The organism is Pseudomonas sp. Nvir (assembly GCF_963778085.1).
GTDB lineage: Bacteria > Pseudomonadota > Gammaproteobacteria > Pseudomonadales > Pseudomonadaceae > Aquipseudomonas > Aquipseudomonas juntendi.
In genome coordinates this window covers 1,767,380-1,788,986 of record NZ_OY970405.1, presented here as the reverse complement: position 1 = coordinate 1,788,986, position 21,607 = coordinate 1,767,380, and the positions used below count along the sequence as shown (strand labels likewise).

Genomic DNA, 21,607 nt, shown 5'->3' with positions numbered 1-21,607 from the left:
CTCAGCCCGCCCTTGCCAGTTCACGCAGCCACTGCAGCGTTTCGCTGGCCAATGCCTGGTAGTGCGACAGCACATCGGCCAGGCCGACCCAGAAGATGAACATGCCCATGACCAGGGTCAACGGGAAACCGATGGAGAAAATGTTCAGCTGCGGCGCCGCACGGGTCATCACCCCAAAGGCAATGTTCACCACCAGCAACGCCGCAATCACCGGCAGGATCAACAGCAAGCCGGCACCGAACACCCAACCCATGCGCCCGGCGAGCTCCCAGAAGTGGTTGACCACCAGCGCATTGCCCACCGGCAACGTGGTGAAGCTTTCGGTCAGCACCTCGAACACCACCAGGTGGCCGTTCATCAACAGGAACAGCACACTCACCAGCATCGTCATGAACTGGCTGATCACCGTAACGTTGACCCCGTTCCCCGGGTCGACCATGGAGGCAAAGGCCATACCCATCTGCACCGCAACGATCTGCCCGGCAATCACGAACGCCTGGAACAGCAACTGCAACGCCAGGCCGAACAACGTCCCGACGATGATCTGTTCGGCGCACAGCAGCAGGCCGCGCAGGCTAAGCGGGTCGAATTCAGGCAGCGGTGGCAACGCCGGCACGATGACCACGGTAATGGCCACGGCCACGTACAGGCGCACCCGCGCCGGCAGCATGCGGGTACCGAAGATCGGCATGGTCATCAACACCGCCGTCACCCTGAACAACGGCAGGATGAAGGTGGCGACCCAGGTGCCGATCTGCGTATCGGTCAGCTCCAGCATCCGCGCATCAACCTATGAGCTGCGGAATGTTGGTGTAGAGCGTGGTGATGTACTCCATGAACTTCTGCACCAGCCACGGCCCGGCAACGATCAGCGTGATCAGCATCACCAGCAGGCGCGGCAGAAAGCTCAGGGTCTGTTCGTTGATCTGCGTTGCGGCCTGGAACATCGCCACCCCCAGGCCCACCAGCAGGCTTGGCACCACCAGCACGGCCACCATCAGGGTGGTCAGCCACAGGGCATCACGGAACAGGTCGACAGCGACTTCAGGTGTCATCGGCGGCTCTCCTTGACGGCGTCAGACGCCGCCGAAACTGCTGGCCAGGGTGCCCATGATCAGCGCCCAGCCATCGACCAGCACGAACAGCATGATCTTGAACGGCAGCGAAATGATCAGCGGCGACAGCATCATCATACCCATCGCCATCAGCACACTGGCCACCACCATGTCGATGATCAGGAACGGGATGAAAATCATGAAGCCGATCTGAAACGCCGTTTTCAGCTCGGAGGTGACGAACGCAGGCACCAGGATGGTCAGCGGCACTTGATCGGGCCCGGCAATGTCGGTGCGCTTGGACAAGCGCATGAACAGGTCCAGGTCGCTTTGCCGGGTTTGCGCCAGCATGAAGTCCTTGAGCGGGCCCTGGGCCTTGTCGATGGCCTGCTGAGCGGTCATCTGTTCTTTCAGGTAAGGCTGCAGGGCATCCTGGTTCACCCGGTCGAACACCGGGGCCATGATGAACATCGTCAGGAACAGCGCCATGCCGGTCAGCAGCTGGTTCGACGGTGTCTGCTGCAAGCCCAGGGCCTGGCGCAGGATCGAGAACACGATGATGATACGGGTGAAGCTGGTCATGAGGATGACGAACGCCGGAATGAAGCTCAGCGCCGTCATGATCAGCAGGATTTGCAGGCTGACCGAATATTCCTGCTGCCCGTCCGCGGTATTGGACAGGGTAATGGCCGGAATCGACAACGGGTCGGCGGCCAACGCCAACGGCGCGGCCAGCAACAGCGCCACTGTCAACAACGGCCCCAACAACCTACGCAGCGCGCCGCTCATCACGTGTTGTCCTTAGGGTTCTTGCCCATCAACTCCATCAACCGCTGGGCAAACTCCGGCGTCGCCTGGCGAGCGTTTTCCGGCACCTGCACCGGCTCTGCCAGCACATGCAATGCCTCGATGCTGCCCGGGGTATGGCCTATCAAAATCTGCTCCTTGCCCACCTGCACCAGCAACAGGCGGTCGCGCGGGCCGATGGCGCGGCTGCCGACGATCTCGATCACCTGCCCACCCTTCACCGCCGTGCTTTGCAAACGCCGCAGCAGCCAGGCCAGGAAGAAAATCAGGCCAACCACCAGCAGCAGGCCGAAGACCATCTGCGCCAGTTGCCCGCCCAGGCTGCCAGGCGCCGCTGCCGGCGTGGCCGTGGGCGTGGCCGCTGCCAGGCAGGCGTGGCTGCCCAACAACGCCGCAAGTGCCGCGATGGTGCGTATCGTGGCCTTCACTCAGCGCAGCTTCTTGATGCGTTCGCTGGGGCTGATCACGTCGGTCAGGCGAATGCCGAACTTCTCGTTGACCACTACCACTTCGCCATGGGCGATCAACGTACCGTTGACCAGCACGTCCAGTGGCTCGCCGGCCAGGCGGTCAAGCTCGATGACCGAACCCTGGTTGAGCTGCAGCAGGTTGCGGATGTTGATCTCGGTGCTGCCCACTTCCATGGAGATGTTCACCGGGATATCCAGGATCACATCCAGGTTCGGGCCTTCGAGGCTGACATTTTCGTTCGGCTTGGGCGAGCTGGCGAACTCTTCCATTGGCAGGCGGCCCGGGCCGCTGTGGCTGCCGGTGTCACCGCCCAGCAGCGCATCGATGTCCGCCTGGCCGGCAGCACCGGTCTCTTCCAGCGCGGCGGCCCACTCATCGGCCAAGGCCTGATCTTCTGGGGAGGTGATCTCGTTTTCGTTAGCCATGGTTTCCTCGACAGGCATTCAATTCGTTAGGGGCGACCGGCACGCCGTCAGCGGCGTTCGATCGGGTCGATGATCTGCAGCGCCAGGTTGCCCTTGTGCGAGCCCAGCCGCGCCTTGAACGCCGGCACGCCATTGGCGCGCAACACCAGGTGCTCGGGCAACTCCACCGGTATCACATCGCCAGGCTGCATGTGCAGGATGTCGCGCAGCTTCAACTGGCGCCGGGCCACGGTGGCAGTCATCGGCACGGCAACATCCAGCACGTCTTCGCGCAGGGCCTTGACCCAACGCTCGTCCTGGTCGTCCAGGTCGGACTGGAAACCGGCGTCGAGCATTTCCCGCACCGGCTCGATCATCGAATACGGCATGGTCACGTGCAGGTCACCGCCACCACCGTCCAGCTCGATATGGAAGGTGGACACCACCACGGCCTCGCTCGGGCCGACGATGTTGGCCATGGCCGGGTTGACCTCGGAGTTCATGTACTCGAAAGACACCGGCATGATGGCCTGCCAGGCTTCCTTCAGGTCGACGAAGCACTGGTCCAGCACCATGCGTACCACGCGCAGCTCGGTGGGGGTGAACTCACGGCCCTCGATCTTGGCGTGGCGGCCATCGCCGCCGAAGAAATTGTCCACCAGCTTGAACACCAGCTTGGCGTCGAGAATGAACAGCGAGGTGCCACGCAATGGCTTGATCTTGACCAGGTTCAGGCTGGTCGGCACATACAGCGAGTGCACGTACTCGCCGAACTTCATCACCTGCACGCCACCTACGGCCACGTCGGCCGAGCGGCGCAGCAGGTTGAACATGCTGATGCGGGTGTAACGGGCGAAACGCTCGTTGATCATTTCCAGGGTCGGCATGCGACCGCGCACGATACGGTCCTGACTGGTCAGGTCGTAGCTTTTGATACTGCCGGGCTCCGCGGCGGTCTCGGTCTGCACCAGCCCGTCGTCGACGCCGTGCAACAGGGCATCGATTTCATCCTGGGACAGCAGGTCCTGTACGGCCATGGCGGACTCCTACTGCAATACGAAATTGGTGAACAGCAGCTGGTCGATGACCGGCTTGCCAAGTTCCTTCTGCGCCACTTCCTGGACCACGGCAGTGGCTTTCTGGCGCAGCATTTCCTGGCCGACCGGGCTGCTGGCGAGGGCGTCGAAGCCCTGCCCGGAGAACATCATCACCAGGTTGTTGCGGATGACCGGCATGTGCACCTTGAGCGCATCCAGGTCTGCCTGGTTGCGCGCCTGCATGGTGATGCTCACCTGCATGTAGCGCTGGCGCCCGTTCTGGTTGAAGTTGACCACGAAGGCCGGGGTCAGCGCCTGGTAGATCGCTGCTGGCTTGACGTTGCTGGCTGCCGCCTCGGCGGCCGGCGCCGGTTCGCTCTTGTGCATGATGAACCAGGTAGCGCCCACCGAAAGGCCGATCGCCAGCAACAAGCCGACGACAGCCATGATGATCAGCTTGAGTTTGCCTTTTGTGGCGGGGTCTTTGACTGCTTCGCTCTTCGCCATGCCAATAATCCGTCGTCCATCGGGGGTTCAAAGGAGGATGGCTTGGCCTGAGCAAGTGTTATGCCAGCTTATTCAGAAGTTCGGTTTCAGCAGGATCTGCGGTGCTGTCTTATTCGCGGGCATGCCCGCTCCCACAGGTACTGCATAGGTTGCAAATCCCTGTGGGAGCGGGCGAGCCCGCGAACAGGCCGGAACAGGCAACCGGGCATCAGGCGTAGTAATCGACCGCACTGTCGCCGACAACCACCTGCTGCTCCACAGGCCGGGCGCTATCGACAACCTCGCCCCCACCCTGCCCGGCCCGCCGCGCGGCCACCCCGGACAGGTTGCTGTCCTGTGCCTGGCCCTGTTGCTGCTGCTGCCCCCGCGACTGATCGGCGACGTTGACGTCGGGCTGCGCCAGCCCCTGCTGGGCGAACAGCTCGCGCAGGCGGTGCACCTGGCTGTCCAGGGCATCACGCACGCCCGCGTGGCCGCTGATGAACGTGATCTGGGTAGCCTGGTCCGCCGCCACATTGACGCGAATGTCCAGGCGGCCCAGCTCGGCCGGCTCCAGCTGGATATCCGCCGACTTGAGATTCTGGCTGGACAAGTACATGACCCGGTTGACCAGGCCCTCAGCCCACGCATTCTGGTTCATCGGCAAGGGCTGGTGCAGCGGGCTGGCACTGGCCGGCACCGCGTTGGCGGTCTTGGCCGTGGCTGCCTGGGTCAGGCTGGCCAGGCGATTGGCGAAGTCGTCGATACGGGTGTCGCTGGCAGCGCTCTTGGTGTCTTTCAGGCCATCTTCGAGCAAGGCACCGAACGCCCCGTCACCGGACTCGGTAGCGTCGCCCTCGCTTTGCTCGACCAGAGTCGTCAAGCTATTGACGGCAGCGCGGCCGTCATCGCCCTGGGCCTGAGCCGGATCAAGGGCATGTGCGGAAGTACTGCCTTTGGCCTGGGCGCTGTGCTCCAGCGCCAGGCGCAGGGTTGGCAGGTTGGCCAAGGGGTCGGCGTCAGGGTCGAAGGCTTCTTCGGTGGGTTCTGCCGGCACTGCGGTGGCCAGTTGGGCTTGCGCCGTGGCGGCTTGCAACACGGGCGTCACCGCCTCGGCCTGGGCCTGGATCAACTGCCCGCCGGGCTGGCCATCGGTGACCTGCCCGGCCACCAGGCTGGCGTCCGTCAGCCCGGTATCGGCCTGGGCGGTATCGTCATCTGGCAATTTGTTGCCGTCATCGGCAACCGCAGCCTTGCTGCCCGGGTCTTTCTTGCCGCCAACAGCCGCTTCCGGCTTGTCCTTGGGCCTGGCCTGGGCAACCTTGTCATCGGGCCCAGCCGGCGGGTTGCGCCGCTGCCGGGCCATGACCTGGTCGAAGCCGTCGCCCTTGTCGCCCAACGCCTGCACGGGTTTGTCTGCCTGCAGGGCAGTTGAACGCGCGCTACTGGCGGGGGCATTGGCTTGCAACAAAGGGTTGGGTGCGACAGGCATCGAGCGGTCTCCGCGCCAGAACGTGAGTATCTTCCTGGCGGAGAAAAGCAAGACTCGCGCCAACTAGTCGTCAGCCGGTGGAAATGCGATCTTTCTCACCGCGATAAAAGCGCTTTACCTCCTGATACTCCCGATCAATGCGGCTGATCAGGTCCTCGATGCCATACAGCGGCGGCCGCCGCGCACGCTCTTCAAGCTGCTGGCACAGGCTGGCCAACACCATGGCGCCCATATTGCTGCTACTGCCCTTGAAGCTGTGTGCAGCCATCCTGAGTTCTGCCGCATTTTTCGCCGCGAGTAGCTGCTCCACGCGGCGCTCCGAGTCCGTGAGAAACGTCTCCACCAACGTCAGATACTCATCCTCCATGACCTCACGCAGGCCCTTGAGAACCTGGTGATCGATATGCATGTCCATCACTTGCTCACTCCCTGATCAAGCAGATTATGCCCAAGCCCGCCCGGGGCTCACCATTCGAATTCCACCTGCGCACACCGCCCACCCTCTGCCCAGCGCGCATCACCGGCCAGCTGCCGCACCAGTTTCAGGCCACGCCCACTCAGGCCGTGGTCCGGCACAGCCCGTGCCAGTACGCTCGGCACATCGAAACCAGCGCCGCTGTCGCCGACTTCGATACTCAGACGCCCACCCTGGCCACGCGGTTCAACCCTGAAACGGATGCTTACACAACCTTCAGCCAGCGATGCCAGGCGCCGCGCCCGTTCTTGATAATAGTCGGCAAAGCCCTGCACATCGCATTTGAGCTGCGAATCCAGACCGAGCACGCCATGCTCCAGCGCATTGGAATACAACTCGCTGAGCACGCTGTGCAGGTGGCCAGTGCGCGCTCGCAAGCCGGGTATTTCCTGCAACAACTGCACCAGGTAGGGCACCGGGTTGAAACTTTTGAGGCTGGCACCCCGCACCTCGAACGCCAACGACCAGTCCTGCGGGCTTGACCGGCCGCTGTCAGCGTAGACCACCGGCATCGGTGGCCGCTCTTTGGCACCGAACATGCGGATATCGCACAGGCTGATATCGTCGCGCGGGTGCCCTCCAAAACGCTCCAGGGCCAACAGCACCTCGTCGAACAAGCAGGCCGGGTCACGATTGGCGTTCAGCACCTCGCGCAGGCGCCGCTCGCCGAACAGGCGCTCCTGCTCGTCGGCAGTTTCCAGCACCCCGTCCGACAGCAGGAACAGGCGCTCCCCTGGCACCAGCGGCAACATCTCTGTGCTGGCATCGAAGCGTTCGGCCGCCAGAATACCCAGCGGCAGGTGCCGAGACTGCAGCACCGACAACACCTGGCCATCCAGCGAGAGGTGGTAGACGTCAGGCATGCCGCCATTCCATACCTCTACTGCGCCACACTGCATGCTCAGATTCAGCAGCACCGCGCAGCAGAACATGTCGACCGGCAGAATACGCTTGAGCTTGGCGTTCATCTCGCGCAGGACCTCGGCCATGCCGTAGCCCTTGGCGGTCATGCCGTAGAACACCTCCGCCAGCGGCATGGCACCCACCGCAGCCGGCAAGCCGTGGCCGGTAAAATCACCCAGTAGTACACGCATGTCGCCGGCCGGTGTGAAGGCCGCCAGCATCAGGTCACCATTGAACAAGGCGTAGGGTGATTGCAGGTAGCGGATGTTCGGCGCCGCCAGGCAGCCGGCATGCGCCACCTTGTCGAATACGGCCTTGGCCACCCGCTGTTCGTTGAGCAAGTGGTGGTGGTGCCGGGCGATCTGGTCGCGCTGCGCCAGCACGGTACCCTGCAACCGACGCAGGCGGTCCATGGCGCGGATCTTGGCTGCCAGTATTACCGCGCTGTAGGGCTTGGCCATGAAGTCATCGCCGCCCGCTTCCAGGCAACGCACCAGGGCCTCCTCCTCGTTCAGCGAGGTGAGGAAAATGATCGGCACCAGCGCCTCGCCGGCCAGGGCCTTGATCTGCCGCGCCGCCTCGAAGCCGTCCATGACCGGCATCAGCGCATCCAGCAGCACCAACTGCGGGCGCCGCTCGACGAACAGCGCCACGGCCTGCTCACCATTTTCCGCAGTGACAACCTCGTGCCCCTGGCGGCGCACGATCTGCGCCAGCAACAGACGGTCGGCGGCACCGTCCTCGGCAACCAGTACGGTCAATGCCTGTTCGGCCGGCATGTCGGCGCTCAGCTGATCTTGAAGAGTTTTTCGAAATTGGAGATGGCAAGAATCTTGCGCACATCGGAGCTGGGATTCATCACTTCAACCTCGACCGCTTCGCCCGCATGGTCACGCAGCAGCAACAGCATGCCCAGGGCCGAACTGTCGAGGTGGGTCGTGTCTTTCAGATCGACAACCACGCGATCGTGCCCGCCTGGTTGGCGCTCATAAGCACCGCGAAATTCCTGATGCTGGCTGAAATCGAAGCGTCCTTTGATCTTGATCGTCAACGTTTTCCCATCCTGCGTGAGATCAGTTTCCACTGCCATGCGAGCGATTCCTTCGATGATGGCGAATACAGCTTGTTGAAGGTTTAGCAGGCGATGGCACGGGCGGCAAGAACACGGCGCCCACAGGCCGCTTCACAAAGCGACGCCACGGATTCAGAACTGATCTTGCCGCGGCAGGCGCTGGGACAACTCGTCCAGCAGGCGCTGCTCACGCTTGTCCTCGGCGCGGCGGGCCTCGTCCAGGTAGCGCTGCACCAGCTTGCGCAGCCCCTCCACCCGGGCGTAGGCCTGCTGCCACGTGCCACGGGCATTGTCGAGGTTGTTCTGGTGCCAGACCAGGCTCTGCCGCTGCTGGGTCATCGCCGTTTCCAACTGGCCAAGGAAGCGCTGGTAGTTCACCAGCCAGTTGCCATTGACCCCCTGCCCACCGCGGTTGAGCCACTGCTGCTGGTAGTCCTCGCGAAACTGCTCCAGCTCGGCCAGCTTGGCCTGGGCGACGGCAACTTGCTGCTGGAAATGGCCCAGCCGCTGGGCGGCCTTGCGCTCGGCCTCTTCGGCCATGTCCACCACCGGCGCCAGGCGCGCGGCGCGCCCAGGGAGGGCCATGGCCTATCAGCCGGCCGGGGGCGTGAAGATCGCCCCCAGCTCTTCACGGCTCTGCGCCATACCCACGTTTTCACGCAGGCCCTGGCGCAAGAAGCCCACCAGCTTCGACTGCAGGGCAATCGCCAGGTCAGTCTCCGGATCGCCGCCCGCCACATAGGCACCCACGCTGATCAGGTCGCGGCTTTGCGACAAGCGCGACCACAGCTGCTTGAATTTCTGCGCCTGGCGCAAGTGGTCGGCATCCACCACCTGCGGCATCACCCGGCTGATCGAGGCTTCGATATCGATGGCCGGGTAATGGCCTTCCTCCGCGAGGCGCCGCGACAGCACGAAGTGCCCGTCAAGCACACCACGCGCCGAATCCGCGATGGGGTCTTGCTGATCGTCACCTTCGGACAGCACGGTATAGAACGCGGTGATCGACCCACCGCCCGGCAAGCCATTACCCGCCCGCTCCACCAGCTTGGGCAGCTTGGCAAACACCGACGGCGGATAACCCCGCGTGGCCGGCGGCTCGCCAATGGCCAGGGCAATTTCCCGCTGCGCCTGGGCAAAACGGGTCAGCGAATCCATCAGCAACAGCACATTCTTGCCTTTATCGCGGAAGTACTCGGCAATGCGCGTGCAGTACATGGCGGCGCGCAGGCGCATCAGGGGAGCATCGTCGGCCGGCGAGGCGACCACCACGGAGCGCTTCAGGCCCTCCTCACCGAGAATGTGCTCGATGAATTCCTTGACCTCGCGGCCCCGCTCGCCAATCAGGCCGACCACGATGATTTCCGCTTCGGTGAAGCGGGTCATCATGCCCAGCAATACCGATTTACCCACGCCGGTACCGGCAAACAGGCCCAGGCGCTGACCCCGGCCGACGGTCAGCAGGCCGTTGATGCTGCGAATACCCACATCCAGCGGTTTGCTGATCGGGTCGCGGTTGAGCGGGTTGATCACCGGGCCGTCCATCGGCACCCAATCCTCGGCTTTCATTCCGCCCTTGCCATCCAGCGCGCGGCCCGCACCGTCCAGCACCCGGCCGAGCATGCTCATGCCCATGGGCAGGCGGCCGCCGTCATCCAGCGGCACCACGCGTGCGCCCGGGGCAATGCCGACAATGCTGCCCACCGGCATGAGGAACACCTTGGACCCCGCAAAGCCCATGACCTCGGCCTCGACCTGCACCGGGTGGTAACTGTCGTCGTTGATCACCAGGCAGCGGCTGCCAACGGCGGCACGCAGACCTTCGGCCTCCAGGGTAAGCCCGACCATGCGTAGAAGGCGGCCTTCGACAATCGGCTGGGCGGGCAGCGCAATGGCCTCGGCGTAACTGCCCAGACGCTTGCTGAAACTGGTGCGTTCAAGGCGCATCAGGGTTGTCCACGGCAGGTTCGACCGGCGCATCCAGGTCTATGGCAAGGTCGGGTTTTGCCGGATGCAGAGAATGGTCGTGCAACTGGTCGAACAACTGCGCGACGGCTTTTTCTATGCGCGTTTCCATGCTCGCATCGATGCGGCTGTGCGCGGCTTCGATGCGGCAACCACCGGGCAACAAGGTGCCGTCTTCCAACAGCCGCCAGTTTTCCTCATGCCGTTCGCGCAGCGCCTTGGCCAGCTCGAAATCCTGCGGGTTGAGGTGAATACGAATGTTGTCCGCGCCCATGGGCAGCAGCTTGAGTGCCTCGCGCAATACCTGGGTGATCTGGCTGGAGTCGGTGCGCAGCTCACGGCCGATCACCTGGCGGGTCATGTGCGCGACCAGCTGCACCAGCTGCTTTTCGATCTGCGTGTCTTGCTCGGCAATCGGCGCCATCAGGTTGCTCATCAGCCGCTCAAGGCTGTCGAGCTTGGCCTTGAGCGCCTCTTCGGCCTCCTGGCGAACCTTGAGCTGGGTGCTATGGAAGCCCTCGCGCTCACCGGTGGCGAAGCCCTCGTTGTAGGCTTCCTGGCGTATGGCTTCGAGCTCTTCCAGGGTCAGTGGCTGGACTTCTTCCAGCGGCACTTCCTCGATTTCGTCCTCGACCACCTCGGGTTCTGGCTCAGGTTGGGGCTCGGGTTGCGGGTCGAAACTGGGCAACGCCCATACATCCACGCCCTCGAGGTCGCGGGCACGGATCAGGTCGCTGGGGTGGTGTTCTTTGGTGGACATTGGTAATGCCTGTGGGTCATAGCGGCAAGCTTCAAGCGGCAAGTTTGAAGAAAAAACAGGCTGCGCAAGGGCTGCTGCTTCTTTTAGCTTGCCGCTTGTAGCTTGCCGCTTAAATCATTTCCTCGGCGCCTTTGCCGCCAAGCACGATCTCGCCGGCTTCGGCCATGCGCCGGGCAATGGTGAGGATTTCCTTTTGCGCCGTTTCCACATCGCTGACCCGCACCGGGCCCTTGGCCTCCAGGTCGTCGCGCAGCAGCTCCGAGGCACGCTTGGACATGTTCTTGAATATCTTGTCCTTGACGCGCTCGTCGGCACCCTTGAGCGATACCACCAGCACGTCCGACGACACCTCGCGCAGCAGCGCCTGGATACCGCGGTCGTCGACATCGGCCAGGTTGTTGAAGACGAACATCAGGTCTTCGATCTGCTCCGACAGGTCGCTGTCGATTTCGCGGATCGCATCCATCAACGCGCCTTCCACGGAGCTGTCGAGGAAGTTCATGATGTCGGCGGCGCGCTTGATGCCACCCAGGGTGGTGCGCGCGGCGTTGGAGTTGCCCGAGAACTGCTTCTCCAGAATCTGGTTCAATTCCTTCAAGGCCGCTGGCTGCACAGTGTTGAGCGACGACACGCGCAGCACGATGTCCAGGCGCACCTTGTGGTCGAAGTTGCTCAGTACCTCGCCGGCCTGGTCGGGGTCGAGGTAGGCGACCACGATGGCCTGGATCTGCGGGTGCTCGTAGCGGATCACATCCGCCACGGCGCGCGGCTCCATCCACTTCAGGCTGTCCAGGCCACTGGTATTGCCACCCAGCAGGATGCGGTCGACCAGGCCGTTGGCCTTGTCCTCGCCCAGCGCCTGGTTGAGCATCTTGCGGATATAGGCATCGGAGCCCACGCCCAGGCTGGTCTGGTCGCCGACAATGTCGACGAACTCGCTCATCACCTGCTCGACCTGGTCACGGTGCACATTGCCCATCTGCGCCATGGCCACACCTACCCGCTGTACCTCCTTGGGGCCCATGTGCCGCAGCACCTGCGCCGCATCGGTTTCACCCAGCGAAAGCAACAGGATCGCCGCCTTGTCCACGCGGCTCAGCTTGGCGGTAACGGCTCGGTTATCACTCATCGGCGTTGATCCACTCTTTCACGACCTGGGCAACACGGCCCGGGTCTTCGGCCACCAGGCCTTTGATTGCGTTGAGCTGTGCCTCGTAACCCTCGCTTGGGCTAGGCAGCAGAATGCTTGTCGGGCCACCCAAGCTGACGCGGTCGTTGGCCAGTTCGCCATCCAGACCCATCATGCCGCCCAGCTCCATGTCGCTATCCGGGGCAGCTTGCTTGCCGCCCCCTGTAATGTTGTTCAACACCGGCCGCAGTACACCGAATACCAGCACCAGGATGAACACTACGCCCAACACCTGCTTGACGATATCCCAGAACCACGGCTGCTGGTAAAAGGCGATGTCGGCAATTTCCTCGCCACGGTCGGCCGCGAACGGCACGTTGATCACCGTCACGCTGTCGCCACGGCTGGCATCGAAACCAACGGCGTCCTGCACCAGGCGGGTAAAGCGCGCCAGGTCTTCGCTGCCCCACGGGGCACGGGTGGTGTCACCAGTCGCCGGGTCGATCTTGACCTGGTCGTCGACCACCACGGCCACCGACAGACGGGTCATGCGCCCTTGCTGCTGGCGGGTGTGGCTGATCGAGCGGTCCAGCTCGAAGTTCTTCGTGCTTTGCTGACGCTTGTCCGACGGGTACGGCGCGAGCATCGGCTGGCCGGTGGCCGGGTCCATGATCTGCTGGCCATTGGCATCGACCAGCGGTTGCCCAGGCTGAATGGCCGCTGCCGGGGTGGCGGCGCCACCGGTGGTCTGCGGTGCCGTGGCCGCACCGGGCGGCTGGTTGCTCAGCGCCCCAGGCACGCCCTGCGGGCCTTGGCTGCTGGCACGTTGCTCATCAACCGACTGCTCACTGCGCAGCGCTGGTTGGTCGGGGTTGAACTGCTCGGAAGTGGACTCGACCGCGCTGAAGTCCAGGTCGGCGGACACTTCGGCCTTGTAGCGGTCGTTGCCCAGCACCGGCTGCAAAATGTTGTGCACACGCTGGGTGAGCATGCTTTCCACCCGGCGGCTGTAGTCGAACTGCTTGCCAGCCTGGGTCAGCGCAGAATCCTGGATCTGCTCGGACAGCAGGTTGCCCTTCTGGTCCACCACGGTGACCTGTGACTTGTCCAGCTCCGGCACGCTGGTGGCGACCAGGTTGACGATAGCCATCACCTGCCCAGGCTCCAGGGCGCGGCCTGGGTACAACTCGACCAGTACCGAAGCGCTGGGCTTGCGTTCGTCGCGCACGAACACCGAGCTTTTCGGAATGGCCAGGTGAACGCGGGCGGCCTTGACGTTGTTCAGGCTCGACACGGTGCGCGCCAGCTCGCCTTCCAGGCTGCGGCGGTAGCGGGTAGCCTCCATGAACTGGCTGGTGCCCAGGCCCTGCTCCTTGTCGAGCAGTTCGAAGCCCACGTTGCCGTCGCTTGGTGCCACGCCCGCCGCGGCCAGTTTCAGGCGTGCGCGGGCGAGGTCATCGGACTTGACCAGCAAGGCGCCAGAATTGGGTTCGACGTTGTACGGAATGTCGGCCGCAGCCAGGGTGTCCATGACCTGCTTGGTGTCCATGCCCGACAAGCTGCCGTACAGCGGACGGTAATCGGGTTGCTGCGACCACAGCACCACGGCAAAGCCGATCGCCACGCTGGCCGCCAGGCCGACCATGAGGCCGACCTGCCGCAGCATGGGCATCTGCGCGATGTTTTCCAGAAACGCCATGCCGAACAGCGGCGGCTTGGCCGCTGGCGAACCAGCCTTGGCGGGGGCGTTATCGACGACTGCTTCAGCCATGGGTTACATCCGTCCTCAAACCGGCATCTGCATGATGTCCTGGTACGCCTGGACCAGCTTGTTGCGTACCTGGGTCATGGCCTGCATCGACACGCTGGCTTTCTGCGAAGCGATCATCACGTCGGTAAGGTCGACGCCGCTCTTGCCGATTTCGAAGGCGCTGGCCAACTGGGTCGAGGCTTGCTGGGTTTCATGCACCTTGCCAATGGCCTGGCCGAGCATGTCGGCAAAGGTGCTTTGACCGGGCGCCAGCTCGGGGGCAGCGGTGACCTTGGGCAGCGACATGGCGTCGGCCTGCATGGCGCGCATATCCAGCATCAGACGATTGAATTCAACACCTTGGCTCATGACCCTTCTCTCTCCTGCGGCCGCATTTTTTTGACACCCATGCAGCGAATAGCCTACGTAAAGCAACAAAGGTGCCAGCCTCTATCGTTCAGGCAACATCACACCCCTGTGGGAGATTCTATGGTTCCTGGCAAGGGTAGCCGCTGCATCTTCAGTGCCTGTGAGATTGAGCGCCGCCCGCGCGGCGCATCGCGAGCTGCGCTCGCTCCTACGTTTGTTTCGGGCCAGTAACCCCTGTGCCAGATGCGCGCGGCCGCCTTGTTCGTACGACGCGATTTTGAGGCATGCGCCAAGGCGTTCGCGCGCAAATCCCACAGGAATAATTGGCCCGAAACAAACGTAGGAGCGAGCGCAGCTCGCGATGCGCCGCGCGGGCGGCGCTCGCTCTAACAGGCGCTGCATACCTTGTGGCAAACACCTGTCAGCCCTGATGCGATCCCCGTGCGGGCTTGCCCGCGAACACCGGCGCAGCCGGTGCCATGCAGCGCGTTGGATTCTTCGCGGGCGCGCCCGCTCCCACACAGGCCGCGTCGCGCGTTCGAACTGGGCCTGTCAGCCGAACAAGCTGGCCTCGACGTCAAACCCGGCATCGCGCATCTGCGCCAGTTTGTAGCGCAGGGTGCGCGGGCTGATGCCGAGCCGTTCGGCGGCTTCCTTGCGGCGGCCACGCTCGGCGCGCAGGGTATCGATGATCATCTGGTACTCGTGGCGGCGCATGTCATCCCCCAGGCCGCTGGCTTCAGCGGCGGCTGTCGGTAATGGCTCATTGCCAGCTGACAAGGGAATGGCGCCTGCCAGACAGAAATCCGCCACTTCGATCACCCCGCCCTGCTGCAGAATCAGCGCCCGCTGCAGGGCGTTGTCCAGTTCACGGACGTTGCCCGGCCAGGCGTAGCCTTGCAAACAGGCCTGTGCCTGCGCCGACAAGCGCACCGGGGCATGCTTCATCTTCGCCACATGCCGCGCCAGCAGGCGCTCGGCCAGTTGCAAAATGTCGCCAGGGCGCTCGCGCAACGGGCGCCAGGCCAGGGGGAATACCGAAAGCCGGTAATACAGGTCTTCACGGAAACGCCCCGCGGCCACCTCGCCAGCCAGGTCGCGGTTGGTCGTGGCCAATACCCGAATGTCGAGACTGACCGGCTTGCGCCCGCCTACCCGCTCTACCTCGCGCTCCTGCAGCACCCGTAACAGCTTGGCCTGCAGTGCCATGGGCATTTCCGAAATTTCGTCGAGCAGCAAGGTGCCGCCCTCGGCCTGCTCGAACTTGCCGGGCTGGGAAGCAATGGCACCGGTAAAGGCGCCCTTTTCGTGCCCGAACAAGGTGGCTTCGAGCATGTTGTCGGGGATCGCCGCACAGTTGATCGCCACAAAGGGCTGGGCCGCCCGTGGGGATTGCTGGTGAATGTAGCGCGCCAGCACTTCCTTGCCCGTACCAGACTCACCGGAAATCAGCACGGTGGAATCGCTGCGCGCCACGCGCGCAGCCAGCTCCAGAAGCTGGCGGCTAGCCGGCTCGCAGGCCACCGGCCCCTCTTCGCCCGTGACCCGGCCGGCCGCATGCCGCTCGACCAAGCTGAGCAGCGCCTTGGGCTCGAACGGTTTGACCAGGTAATCGGCAGCCCCTTGGCGCATGGCCTCCACCGCACGCTCGACCGCCGCATGCGCGGTCATCAACAACACCGGCAACTGTGGTTGCTGGCGGCGCAACTGCGCGAGCAACTGGTGGCCATCCATGCCGGGCATGTTCACATCGCTCACCACCAGGCTGAAGGCGCCATCGTGCACGGCCTCCAGGGCTTCCTCGGCACTGCCGACTGCCTGGTAGGCAAAGCCGCCGATTGCCAGCGTGTCACCCAAGGCCTGGCGCAATACGCGGTCATCCTCGACCAGCAGCACCTTGATCGCCATTACACGCCCTCCGCCAATTGCCCGTCGATCAACGGCAGCTCGACCCGCACGCAGGTGCCACGACCGACCTTGGAGCGCAGGCTCAGGCTGCCCTGGTGCGCCCGCACCACCGCCTTGACCACCGCCAGCCCTAGGCCGGTGCCGGTGGCCTTGGTGGTCAGAAACGGCTCACCCAGGCGCGCCAACAAGCTGGCGTCGATGCCGCTGCCGGCATCACTCACGCACAGGTGCAGGGTGCGCTGGCGGCGGAACAGGTGCACTTTCAACCGCGCCGGGCCTTCGCTGGCCTGCAAGGCGTTCTCGATCAGGTTGAGCAAGGCACCCACCAAGGTGTCCCGATTGCAGAGCAGCTCACCCAGGTGGCTGTCGCACTGCCAGCGCACGACGTGACCCTGCACGTGGGCCTGGGCGGCCTGCTGCAAGGCCTGGAACAGGGCCTTGGGGGTGAGCCGATCGCCCAGCGGCAGCTCGCCACGGGCGAATACCAGCATGTCGCGCACCTGGTGTTCCAGTTCGTGCAGGCGCTCTTTCAAAGTCTCGGCAAAGCGCTGGCGGGTTTCGGCATCCAGTGCGTGCGCGCTGTCGGCCAGATGGCTGGCGTAGAGCATGGCTGCCGACAAGGGGGTACGGATCTGATGCGCCAGCGAGGCGACCATGCGCCCCAGCGCCGACAGGCGCTCATGGCGCGCCAACTGGTCCTGCAGGCGTCGGGTTTCAGTCAGGTCGTTGAGCAGCACCAACTGGCCAGGCTCGGCGTCCAGGGAACGGGTGGCGATGGACAGGCGGCGGCCGTCGCGTAGCGAGACTTCATGGCCGTCGTCCTTGCGCGGTGCAAAGCTGCGGGCGATCACCTGGCGCCACAGCTGGCCGAGCAACGGCTCGCCGAGCAGTTGGCAGGCGGCCGGGTTGGCTTCACGCACAAGGCCTTGGCCATCGATCACGATCACCCCGCCAGGCAGCAGGTCCAGCAGGTTCTGCAGGCGGTTGGCCAGGCGTTCCTTTTCACTCAGTTCGTCGATGCGCTGGGCGCTGACCACCGCCAGTTCGCCCTTCAGCTCGCTGACCCGGGCTTCGAGCAGGCTGTAGGACTGGCTCAGCTGGCTGGACACCTGATTGAACAGGGCGAAGGTGTGCTCGATACCCTGGCGGCTGTCCTGCTCGACCGGGGTATGCCCCTGCGGACCGGGGGCTCGGGATAGTTTGGCGGCCTGGGGCATCGTGCTCTCTCGCGTGGCTGACCGTCATAAAAACGGTGTGGTGCCAGCGGTGTAGCAATAGCCGTGCCGGGGATGGGGGCATAACGCTTGGCTTGAGATTTATGGCGGGGGCGCAAATCGAGCGCCGCCCGCGCGGCGCATCGCGAGCTGGCGCTCGCTCCTACGTTTGTTTCGGGCCAATTATTCCTGGGGGATTTGCGCGCGAATGCCTTGGCGCATGGCTCAATATCGCGTCGTACGAACAAGGCGGTCGCGCGCGCCTGTCACAGGCCTCACTGGCCCGAAACAAACGTAGGAGCGAGCGCCAGCTCGCGATGCGCCGCGCGGGCGGCGCTCGATCTAACAGGCACTAGAAAGGTCGAGGTGAACACCCCGACGCCCCCATCAATCCTCCGCCTGCTCCTCGCCCCCCTGGCGGCTCATGCCGTACTTGCGCATCTTCTCCACCAACGTGGTGCGACGAATACGCAAACGTTCAGCCGCGCGCGCAACGATACCGTTGGCATCGTCCAGCGCCTGCTGGATCAGGCCCTGCTCCAGGCTACCCAGGTAGTCCTTCAGGTCCAGGCCTTCAGGCGGCAGCATCGCATGACTGCCGAAATTCGGCGTATTGCCATTGATCGCCACGCGCTCTTCCAGGTCGCTGCGCAGGCTGTCGACCATCTGCTCGTCTTCGTCATCGACGTAACGAAACTTCTTCGGCAGCTCGGACACGCCAATCACCCCGTACGGGTGCATGATCGCCATGCGCTCGACCAGGTTGGCCAGCTCACGCACGTTGCCCGGCCAGCCGTGCCGGCACAACGACATGATCGAAGCGGAATTGAAACGGATGGAACCGCGTTTCTCGTGCTCCATGCGCGAGATCAGCTCGTTCATCAGCAGCGGAATGTCTTCCACCCGCTCGCGCAGCGGCGCCATCTCGATGGGGAACACGTTCAGCCGGTAGTACAGGTCTTCGCGGAAGGTGCCATCCTCGATCATGCTCTCGAGGTTCTTGTGCGTAGCGGCAATGATGCGCACATCAATGCTCTGGGTCTTGTTGCTGCCCACGCGCTCGAAGGTGCGCTCCTGCAGCACGCGCAGCAGCTTGACCTGCATCGGCAACGGCATGTCGCCGATTTCGTCGAGGAACAGGGTGCCGCCGTTGGCCAGCTCGAAACGCCCGGCACGGCTGGTGATCGCCCCAGTGAAGGCGCCCTTCTCGTGGCCGAACAGCTCGCTTTCCAGCAACTCGGCTGGGATCGCGCCGCAGTTGACCGGCACAAACGGCGCTTCGCGGCGCTTGGAGTGGTAGTGCAGGTTGCGCGCGACCACCTCTTTGCCGGTGCCTGACTCACCCAGGATCAGCACACTGGCGTCGGTATCAGCCACCTGCTGCATCATCTGCCGCACATGCTGGATGGCCCGGCTGGTGCCCACCAGGCTGCGGAACAGGTTGGGCTCACGCTGCCGGCCGCGCTCACGCGCCTGGTCATACATTTCGCGGTAGACCTGGGCGCGGTGCAGCGAATCCAGCAACTGGCTGTAGCTGGGCGGCATTTCCAGGTTGGAAAGCACGCGGCGGCGAAGGTCTTCCGGGAACTCTGCGGAAGAAATTTCACCTAAAAGCAAAACTGGAAGGAACTCATCCCATGCAGCCACTGTCTTAAGCAACCCAAGCACATTGCCAGGGGCGTTTACAGCGCCGATAAGCACGCACAGCACTTCACGGCTCGAGGCCAAAGGCTCCACCGCCTGCTGCCAGTCGTGGCTGGCGCACGCGAGGTTTTCTTCGCCGAGAAAGTTCAGCACCACCGCGAGGTCGCGGCGGCGCGCGCTGTCGTCATCGATCAGCAGGATCTTGGTTTCACGCCACATGCAATAGCAACTTCCCTAGTCATATCGGCACCCTGCAAGGGGCATGCTCGACATCATTCCGACTGAATGGTCAGTGTTCGGACGTCTGGAATTCGAAAACAGCCACTAGTTAAGTCAAAAAACCTGTGCCAGTCAAATTAATGGCGCTCGGTTTGTTTGCAACGTCCGTGGTTACGAGAAGAGATGGTATACCTTCGCGGCGTTTTTCGCCTGACGGATTTTCGTCATTTCTTCAACCAAGGATTGACGTTCGCCACTTGCAACCTCGATCAATTGGCGATAGACAGCCATTAACTGCTCCAAGCTGACACGTAGCTCCGCTTCGTTGTCACGCGCTTCGGCGAGCACGTCATCGACGCACAGCCGGCACTCCAAGTCGAGTTCGCCGACCGCGCTCCAATCACGATCGGCCAGCGCCGCCAGCAAGGCTTCTCGGGTATGCTCGATACGGTCGATAACCTCGTTCATGTCATTCTCCTGGCTCAGGACGCCGTCGACTGGTCGCCGATCGCGTCCCAGCCTTCCTTCACGGTGATCAGCAGGCGTGCCACTTCGTCTATGATCGCAGGGTCGCCTTTCATGTTGGCTTCGATCAGGCGACGGCTCATGTAGGTGTACAGGTTATCGAGCTCAGCCAAACTGTCAGCATGATTATCGAGATCCAGACCTTCGCGCAGACCGCCGATGATGTCGATGGCCTTACTGATGAGGATGCCCCGCTGAGGCACATCATTACGTGCAATAGCACCTTTGGCTTGGGCCAGACGGTCAAGGCCCCCCTGCATCAGCATTTGCACCAGACGGTGCGGACTCGCCTCAGATGTCTGCGCAACACCGTGGACTTTTTGATACTGCCGAAGGGCCAACATCGGGTTCATGAATCTACCTCGTTGCCGCGAAAGAGAGTGCGTGTACCCCTTATATCGCCGCCAGGTCAAAAAACTTTAGGGCAAGCGTGCAAAAGCCCGGCGCACCCAATGGCGTCACCGGGCTCTTACCACGCTCGATGTATCAGGATTTTTTGGCCTGAGCGTTGATGGCCTCGAAGATTGATGTGATCTGGTCTGCCTGAGCCTTCATCTTGCCCAAAGCCGTATCGAGCGCGACATACTTCCTGGTCAGGGACTCGGTCAGCGAATCTGTCCGGCGATCGAGCGCCGCCTGCTGGTCGCTCAGGTTCTTGGCAACCTTGTCCAGATTCCCTTTGCGAGTCGCCAAGCTGCCATCAGCCGAATTGTACGGATCAATGGCCTTGTTCATTCGCTCGAAAATACCATTGGCACCCGTGAACAGCTCTTGGACTTCAGGGCCAAGTTTTTTTTCGTCCATGGCCGCTGTGAACTTGGCACTGTTGAATTCCAGCGTGCCATCCTTCTGCGTATTGATACCCAACTGACCCAAGGTTGTCAGGCGATCCCCAGAGCCTACCTCAGCCAGCACGGCACGCATATCAGCAAGCAAAGAGCGAGTGGTCGGGTCATTGCTCAACGGCCCAAGCTGCAGGTTGTCATCTTCATCACGCGTGGAGGTAGTCAGCGCCGTAATGGTTTTCTGCAGCGTATTGTAAGCGTCGACAAAACTCTGAACAGAAGTTTTGAGGCCGTCTGTGTTGGCTGCCACAGTCACCTTGGTCTGGGTACCCACAGCAGCACCGGTCAACTCAAGGGTGATGCCGCTGATAGCAGTAGAGATCTTGTTGTTGGCGCTCTTGACCTCAAGCCCATCAATCGACAGCAGTGCATCTTTGGCAATGTCCGTAATGTAGCCACCGCCAGTGGTGATCGGCTTGGTACCATCCAGATTCAACTCGGTAACATCCCCTGTTACGGAGATATCATTCCCAGCACCGGTTTTTGAAGAGCTCAAGACCAGGCGAGAACCGCCCTCACCGGTCACGATGTTGGCCGAAACCCCGCTAACCCCCAACTCCTTGTTGATCTGGTCACGCACCGACTGCAGCGTGGCCCCAGCACCAACCTTAACCGCATAACTGGTACCCGACCCCACATTGATGACCATATCCCCTTCAGTAAGGGGGTGGCTGGCACCATCCGCAAAAGCCTGGGTCGCCACCTTGGAGCTGGAGGCGAGCTGCTTCACTTCTACGCTGTAGGTACCAGCGACCGCCGAGTTACTCGCCGTCGCCTTGACCAACGCCTCATTCCCGGAAGTTGCCGCGAAAGCATTAAAAGAGGGAGAAACACTGCTATTGAGCTTGCTCATGGCCGACGTGAATGTCGTCAGGGCGCTGCGCAGCGAACCAATACCAGACAACATGGCACTATTGTTCGATGTCTGACGGGCGATCTGCGCTTTCTTGGCCGCAGTATCTGCCGTCACCAGCACGTTGACGATCTCGGTAATGTTGATACCGGAACCCAGCCCTGTGCTGGGGGTAATCGGGCTAGCCATGGTTCATTCCCTCTTTTCGATACGCCTGAGGCCAC

At 62.9% G+C, this 21,607-nt stretch carries 23 protein-coding genes; all 23 read right to left on the bottom strand.

The annotated features are described in order from the left end of the window. Position 1 precedes the first annotated feature (1 nt). Entirely contained in the window at positions 2–778 is a 777-nt protein-coding gene (gene fliR / locus AACG97_RS08715) for a flagellar biosynthetic protein FliR (RefSeq protein WP_054881280.1), read from the bottom strand. 7 nt (positions 779–785) lie between these two features. After that, positions 786–1,055: a flagellar biosynthesis protein FliQ gene (gene fliQ, locus AACG97_RS08710; RefSeq protein WP_197886345.1), complete on the bottom strand. Its 270-nt coding sequence runs from the start codon at positions 1,053–1,055 to the stop codon at positions 786–788. A 21-nt stretch (positions 1,056–1,076) separates the two neighbouring features. After that, complete coding sequence (gene fliP / locus AACG97_RS08705) at positions 1,077–1,844, bottom strand: flagellar type III secretion system pore protein FliP (protein ID WP_054881279.1); 768 nt, start codon at positions 1,842–1,844, stop codon at positions 1,077–1,079. After that, positions 1,844–2,290 carry a flagellar biosynthetic protein FliO gene (gene fliO / locus AACG97_RS08700; RefSeq protein WP_054881278.1) on the bottom strand — a complete coding sequence of 149 codons (447 nt, stop codon included), beginning with the start codon at positions 2,288–2,290 and terminating at the stop codon, positions 1,844–1,846. The genes fliP and fliO overlap by 1 nt, the downstream gene beginning before the upstream one ends. Continuing rightward, entirely contained in the window at positions 2,291–2,758 is a 468-nt protein-coding gene (gene fliN, locus AACG97_RS08695; RefSeq protein ID WP_029885654.1) for a flagellar motor switch protein FliN, read from the bottom strand. A gap of 47 nt (positions 2,759–2,805) precedes the next feature. Next, positions 2,806–3,774: a flagellar motor switch protein FliM gene (gene fliM, locus AACG97_RS08690; protein WP_009683214.1), complete on the bottom strand. Its 969-nt coding sequence runs from the start codon at positions 3,772–3,774 to the stop codon at positions 2,806–2,808. Positions 3,775–3,783: 9 nt separating this feature from the next. Next, positions 3,784–4,281, bottom strand: a complete 498-nt coding sequence (gene fliL / locus AACG97_RS08685; RefSeq protein ID WP_009683213.1) for a flagellar basal body-associated protein FliL — start codon at positions 4,279–4,281, stop codon at positions 3,784–3,786. A gap of 208 nt (positions 4,282–4,489) precedes the next feature. After that, the gene (locus tag AACG97_RS08680) at positions 4,490–5,752 is read right to left on the bottom strand and encodes a flagellar hook-length control protein FliK (protein WP_144187923.1); all 1,263 of its coding nucleotides are present in this window, start codon (positions 5,750–5,752) and stop codon (positions 4,490–4,492) included. Between the two features lie 70 nt (positions 5,753–5,822). Beyond that, positions 5,823–6,170 carry an Hpt domain-containing protein gene (locus AACG97_RS08675; RefSeq protein ID WP_033690485.1) on the bottom strand — a complete coding sequence of 116 codons (348 nt, stop codon included), beginning with the start codon at positions 6,168–6,170 and terminating at the stop codon, positions 5,823–5,825. 47 nt (positions 6,171–6,217) lie between these two features. Then, on the bottom strand, positions 6,218–7,909 hold the full coding sequence (locus tag AACG97_RS08670; protein ID WP_144187921.1) for a fused response regulator/phosphatase: 1,692 nt from the start codon (positions 7,907–7,909) through the stop codon (positions 6,218–6,220). An 8-nt stretch (positions 7,910–7,917) separates the two neighbouring features. After that, positions 7,918–8,220 carry an STAS domain-containing protein gene (locus AACG97_RS08665; protein ID WP_009683209.1) on the bottom strand — a complete coding sequence of 101 codons (303 nt, stop codon included), beginning with the start codon at positions 8,218–8,220 and terminating at the stop codon, positions 7,918–7,920. Positions 8,221–8,334: 114 nt separating this feature from the next. Further along, positions 8,335–8,787 carry a flagellar export protein FliJ gene (gene fliJ / locus AACG97_RS08660; RefSeq protein ID WP_125855045.1) on the bottom strand — a complete coding sequence of 151 codons (453 nt, stop codon included), beginning with the start codon at positions 8,785–8,787 and terminating at the stop codon, positions 8,335–8,337. A gap of 6 nt (positions 8,788–8,793) precedes the next feature. Beyond that, complete coding sequence (gene fliI, locus AACG97_RS08655) at positions 8,794–10,149, bottom strand: flagellar protein export ATPase FliI (RefSeq protein ID WP_054904676.1); 1,356 nt, start codon at positions 10,147–10,149, stop codon at positions 8,794–8,796. After that, positions 10,139–10,927: a flagellar assembly protein FliH gene (gene fliH / locus AACG97_RS08650; RefSeq protein WP_197886348.1), complete on the bottom strand. Its 789-nt coding sequence runs from the start codon at positions 10,925–10,927 to the stop codon at positions 10,139–10,141. Before fliH ends, fliI begins: the two co-directional genes overlap by 11 nt. A 109-nt stretch (positions 10,928–11,036) precedes the next feature. Next, positions 11,037–12,056: a flagellar motor switch protein FliG gene (gene fliG / locus AACG97_RS08645; RefSeq protein WP_003254434.1), complete on the bottom strand. Its 1,020-nt coding sequence runs from the start codon at positions 12,054–12,056 to the stop codon at positions 11,037–11,039. Beyond that, positions 12,049–13,827, bottom strand: a complete 1,779-nt coding sequence (fliF, locus tag AACG97_RS08640; RefSeq protein WP_054904678.1) for a flagellar basal-body MS-ring/collar protein FliF — start codon at positions 13,825–13,827, stop codon at positions 12,049–12,051. Before fliF ends, fliG begins: the two co-directional genes overlap by 8 nt. 15 nt (positions 13,828–13,842) lie before the next feature. Next, positions 13,843–14,175, bottom strand: coding sequence for a flagellar hook-basal body complex protein FliE (gene fliE, locus AACG97_RS08635; protein ID WP_197886349.1), 333 nt, complete (start codon positions 14,173–14,175; stop codon positions 13,843–13,845). A gap of 552 nt (positions 14,176–14,727) precedes the next feature. Next, positions 14,728–16,083 carry a sigma-54-dependent transcriptional regulator gene (locus AACG97_RS08630; protein WP_182365425.1) on the bottom strand — a complete coding sequence of 452 codons (1,356 nt, stop codon included), beginning with the start codon at positions 16,081–16,083 and terminating at the stop codon, positions 14,728–14,730. After that, complete coding sequence (locus AACG97_RS08625) at positions 16,083–17,300, bottom strand: sensor histidine kinase (protein WP_054882221.1); 1,218 nt, start codon at positions 17,298–17,300, stop codon at positions 16,083–16,085. Before AACG97_RS08625 ends, AACG97_RS08630 begins: the two co-directional genes overlap by 1 nt. A 384-nt stretch (positions 17,301–17,684) precedes the next feature. Next, positions 17,685–19,160 (bottom strand): transcriptional regulator FleQ, encoded by a 1,476-nt coding sequence (fleQ, locus tag AACG97_RS08620; RefSeq protein ID WP_192440439.1) that lies wholly within the window; start codon positions 19,158–19,160, stop codon positions 17,685–17,687. A 171-nt stretch (positions 19,161–19,331) separates the two neighbouring features. Then, positions 19,332–19,628, bottom strand: coding sequence for a flagellar protein FliT (locus AACG97_RS08615; protein WP_125855139.1), 297 nt, complete (start codon positions 19,626–19,628; stop codon positions 19,332–19,334). Between the two features lie 14 nt (positions 19,629–19,642). Then, positions 19,643–20,038, bottom strand: a complete 396-nt coding sequence (fliS, locus tag AACG97_RS08610) for a flagellar export chaperone FliS (RefSeq protein WP_125855138.1) — start codon at positions 20,036–20,038, stop codon at positions 19,643–19,645. 133 nt (positions 20,039–20,171) lie between these two features. After that, positions 20,172–21,572 carry a flagellar filament capping protein FliD gene (gene fliD, locus AACG97_RS08605; protein ID WP_197885541.1) on the bottom strand — a complete coding sequence of 467 codons (1,401 nt, stop codon included), beginning with the start codon at positions 21,570–21,572 and terminating at the stop codon, positions 20,172–20,174. Positions 21,573–21,607: the final 35 nt, after the last annotated feature.

Bases quoted from the DNA above. Each gene is read 5' to 3' on its own strand.
- AACG97_RS08665 (WP_009683209.1), bottom strand. From the start codon at position 8,220: ATGGCAGTGGAAACTGATCTCACGCAGGATGGGAAAACGTTGACGATC.
- fliF (WP_054904678.1), bottom strand. From the start codon at position 13,827: ATGGCTGAAGCAGTCGTCGATAACGCCCCCGCCAAGGCTGGTTCGCCA.
- fliQ (WP_197886345.1), bottom strand. From the start codon at position 1,055: ATGACACCTGAAGTCGCTGTCGACCTGTTCCGTGATGCCCTGTGGCTG.
- fliS (WP_125855138.1), bottom strand. From the start codon at position 20,038: ATGAACCCGATGTTGGCCCTTCGGCAGTATCAAAAAGTCCACGGTGTT.
- fliE (WP_197886349.1), bottom strand. From the start codon at position 14,175: ATGAGCCAAGGTGTTGAATTCAATCGTCTGATGCTGGATATGCGCGCC.
- fliM (WP_009683214.1), bottom strand. From the start codon at position 3,774: ATGGCCGTACAGGACCTGCTGTCCCAGGATGAAATCGATGCCCTGTTG.
- fliR (WP_054881280.1), bottom strand. From the start codon at position 778: ATGCTGGAGCTGACCGATACGCAGATCGGCACCTGGGTCGCCACCTTC.
- AACG97_RS08670 (WP_144187921.1), bottom strand. From the start codon at position 7,909: ATGCCGGCCGAACAGGCATTGACCGTACTGGTTGCCGAGGACGGTGCC.
- AACG97_RS08625 (WP_054882221.1), bottom strand. From the start codon at position 17,300: ATGCCCCAGGCCGCCAAACTATCCCGAGCCCCCGGTCCGCAGGGGCAT.
- AACG97_RS08615 (WP_125855139.1), bottom strand. From the start codon at position 19,628: ATGAACGAGGTTATCGACCGTATCGAGCATACCCGAGAAGCCTTGCTG.
- AACG97_RS08630 (WP_182365425.1), bottom strand. From the start codon at position 16,083: ATGGCGATCAAGGTGCTGCTGGTCGAGGATGACCGCGTATTGCGCCAG.
- fliN (WP_029885654.1), bottom strand. From the start codon at position 2,758: ATGGCTAACGAAAACGAGATCACCTCCCCAGAAGATCAGGCCTTGGCC.
- fliP (WP_054881279.1), bottom strand. From the start codon at position 1,844: ATGAGCGGCGCGCTGCGTAGGTTGTTGGGGCCGTTGTTGACAGTGGCG.
- AACG97_RS08680 (WP_144187923.1), bottom strand. From the start codon at position 5,752: ATGCCTGTCGCACCCAACCCTTTGTTGCAAGCCAATGCCCCCGCCAGT.
- fliI (WP_054904676.1), bottom strand. From the start codon at position 10,149: ATGCGCCTTGAACGCACCAGTTTCAGCAAGCGTCTGGGCAGTTACGCC.
- fliH (WP_197886348.1), bottom strand. From the start codon at position 10,927: ATGTCCACCAAAGAACACCACCCCAGCGACCTGATCCGTGCCCGCGAC.
- fliJ (WP_125855045.1), bottom strand. From the start codon at position 8,787: ATGGCCCTCCCTGGGCGCGCCGCGCGCCTGGCGCCGGTGGTGGACATG.
- fliG (WP_003254434.1), bottom strand. From the start codon at position 12,056: ATGAGTGATAACCGAGCCGTTACCGCCAAGCTGAGCCGCGTGGACAAG.
- fliD (WP_197885541.1), bottom strand. From the start codon at position 21,572: ATGGCTAGCCCGATTACCCCCAGCACAGGGCTGGGTTCCGGTATCAAC.
- fleQ (WP_192440439.1), bottom strand. From the start codon at position 19,160: ATGTGGCGTGAAACCAAGATCCTGCTGATCGATGACGACAGCGCGCGC.
- fliL (WP_009683213.1), bottom strand. From the start codon at position 4,281: ATGGCGAAGAGCGAAGCAGTCAAAGACCCCGCCACAAAAGGCAAACTC.